2 rRNA genes are annotated in these 3,230 nt (G+C 53.5%); both read left to right on the forward strand.

Annotation, left to right across the window (positions count from 1 at the left end):
• Window positions 1–85 precede the first annotated feature (85 nt).
• Window positions 86–2,972, forward strand: a 23S ribosomal RNA gene (locus tag IZU87_RS17095).
• Window positions 2,973–3,108: 136 nt separating this feature from the next.
• Window positions 3,109–3,224 (forward strand): 5S ribosomal RNA (gene rrf, locus IZU87_RS17100).
• Window positions 3,225–3,230 lie beyond the last annotated feature (6 nt).

Here is a 3,230-nt window from a genome sequence, read left to right on the forward strand (position 1 = left end):
TGTGCGCCAAGCGCATGTCTATCAAACGATATGTCGGAGAGGTCCGACAGATTCGTAATCCTTGACAGACCCCTTGGGGTTATATGGTCAAGCGATTAAGCGCATACGGTGGATGCCTTGGCAGCCAGAGGCGATGAAGGACGTGATAGCCTGCGATAAGCGTTGGCGAGGTGGCAAATACCCTGCGACCCAACGATTTCCGAATGGGGAAACCCACTCACCATCAGGTGAGTATCTATAGGCCAATACATAACCTATAGAGGCAAACCCGGGGAACTGAAACATCTAAGTACCCGGAGGAAAAGAAATCAACCGAGATTCCCCAAGTAGCGGCGAGCGAACGGGGACCAGCCCTTAAGCGTGACAACTGACAGACGAACAAGCTGGGAAGCTTGACGATACAGGGTGATAGTCCCGTAGTCGAAGTCTGAGTCACGTGAAATCGAGTAGGTCGGGGCACGAGAAACCTTGACTGAACATGGGGGGACCATCCTCCAAGGCTAAATACTCCTGGCTGACCGATAGTGAACCAGTACCGTGAGGGAAAGGCGAAAAGAACCCCGGCGAGGGGAGTGAAATAGATCCTGAAACCGTATGCGTACAAGCAGTGGGAGCACCTTCGTGGTGTGACCGCGTACCTTTTGTATAATGGGTCAGCGACTTATATTCTGTGGCGAGCTTAACCGTATAGGGGAGGCGTAGGGAAACCGAGTCTTAACTGGGCGACCAGTCGCAGGGTATAGACCCGAAACCGGGCGATCTATCCATGGCCAGGGTGAAGATTGAGTAACATCAATTGGAGGCCCGAACCCAAGTATGTTGAAAAATGCTGGGATGAGCTGTGGATCGGAGTGAAAGGCTAATCAAGCCCGGAGATAGCTGGTTCTCCTCGAAAGCTATTTAGGTAGCGCCTCACGTATCACCGCTGGGGGTAGAGCACTGTTTCGGCTAGGGGGTCATCCCGACTTACCAACCCGAGGCAAACTCCGAATACCAGTGAGTGCAGCGTGGGAGACACACAGCGGGTGCTAACGTCCGTTGTGAAAAGGGAAACAACCCAGACCGTCAGCTAAGGTCCCAAAATCCTGATTAAGTGGGAAACGATGTGGGAAGGCTCAGACAGCTAGGAGGTTGGCTTAGAAGCAGCCATCCTTTAAAGAAAGCGTAATAGCTCACTAGTCGAGTCGGCCTGCGCGGAAGATATAACGGGGCTAAATCAGGTACCGAAGCTACGGGTTCATCCTTATGGATGAGCGGTAGAGGAGCGTCGTGTAAGCCAATGAAGGTGGATTGAGAAGTCTGCTGGAGGTATCACGAGTGCGAATGCTGACATGAGTAACGATAAGGGGAGTGAAAAACTCCCCCGCCGGAAGACCAAGGTTTTCTGTTCTACGTTAATCGGAGCAGAGTGAGTCGGCCCCTAAGGCGAGGCGGAAACGCGTAGTCGATGGGAAACGGGTTAATATTCCCGTACCGGATGTGGTTGCGATGGGGGGACGAAGAAGGCTAGGTGAGCCAGGCGTTGGTTGTCCTGGTGAAAGCATGTAGGCCGAGGAATCAGGCAAATCCGGTTCCTCTGAGGTCGAGATGCGAGACGAACTGACCACGGTCAGGAAGTCATCGATGCCACGCTTCCAGGAAAAGCCTCTAAGCTTCAGATCACATGCGACCGTACCCCAAACCGACACAGGTGGTCAGGTAGAGAATACCAAGGCGCTTGAGAGAACTCGGGTGAAGGAACTAGGCAAAATGGCACCGTAACTTCGGGAGAAGGTGCACCGGTTCGAGTGAAGGACTTGCTCCGTAAGCTCTTACCGGTCGAAGATACCAGGTGGCTGCAACTGTTTATTAAAAACACAGCACTCTGCAAACGCGCAAGCGGACGTATAGGGTGTGACGCCTGCCCGGTGCCGGAAGGTTAATTGATGGGGTTAGCTCACGCGAAGCTCTTGATCGAAGCCCCGGTAAACGGCGGCCGTAACTATAACGGTCCTAAGGTAGCGAAATTCCTTGTCGGGTAAGTTCCGACCTGCACGAATGGCGTAATGATGGCCACGCTGTCTCCACCCGAGACTCAGTGAAATTGAAATCGCAGTGAAGATGCTGTGTACCCGCGGCTAGACGGAAAGACCCCGTGAACCTTTACTATAGCTTTACACTGGATGCTGATGTTGTCTGTGTAGGATAGCTGGGAGGCTTTGAAACCACGTCGCCAGATGCGGTGGAGCCAACCTTGAAATACCAGCCTGACATCATTGGCGTTCTAACTCAGGTCCGTTATCCGGATCGAGGACAGTGTATGGTGGGTAGTTTGACTGGGGCGGTCTCCTCCTAAAGAGTAACGGAGGAGCACGAAGGTACCCTCAGCACGGTTGGAAATCGTGCATTGAGTGCAAGAGCATAAGGGTGCTTGACTGCGAGACAGACACGTCGAGCAGGTACGAAAGTAGGTTCTAGTGATCCGGTGGTTCTGTATGGAAGGGCCATCGCTCAACGGATAAAAGGTACTCCGGGGATAACAGGCTGATACCGCCCAAGAGTTCACATCGACGGCGGTGTTTGGCACCTCGATGTCGGCTCATCACATCCTGGGGCTGAAGTCGGTCCCAAGGGTATGGCTGTTCGCCATTTAAAGTGGTACGCGAGCTGGGTTTAGAACGTCGTGAGACAGTTCGGTCCCTATCTGCCGTGGGCGTCGGAAGTTTGAGAAGAGCTGCTCCTAGTACGAGAGGACCGGAGTGGACGAACCTCTGGTGTTCGGGTTGTCATGCCAATGGCATTGCCCGGTAGCTACGTTCGGACGGGATAACCGCTGAAAGCATCTAAGCGGGAAGCCCCCTTCAAGATGAGACTTCCCTGAGGCCTTGCGCCTCCTGAAGGGCCCTTGAAGACTACAAGGTTGATAGGCTGGGTGTGGAAGCACAGCAATGTGTTGAGCTAACCAGTACTAATTGCCCGTGAGGCTTGACCATATAACACCCAAGGGGTTTGCGCAGGCAAACGCCGGGATTGCGACAGGATCGAGACATATCGGTCAGCATGATTCATATTGCGAGTCGCGAGGCCAAAAGCCTCGAGACTCAGGCATCGCAAGATGCCACCGTTTCGCCTGACGACCATAGCGAGCGTGAACCACCCGATCCCATGCCGAACTCGGAAGTGAAACCGCTTAGCGCCGATGGTAGTGTGGAGTTTCTCCATGTGAGAGTAGGTCATCGTCAGGCACTTAT

This window comes from Cobetia sp. MC34 (genome assembly GCF_018340035.1).
GTDB classification, from domain to species: domain Bacteria; phylum Pseudomonadota; class Gammaproteobacteria; order Pseudomonadales; family Halomonadaceae; genus Cobetia; species Cobetia amphilecti.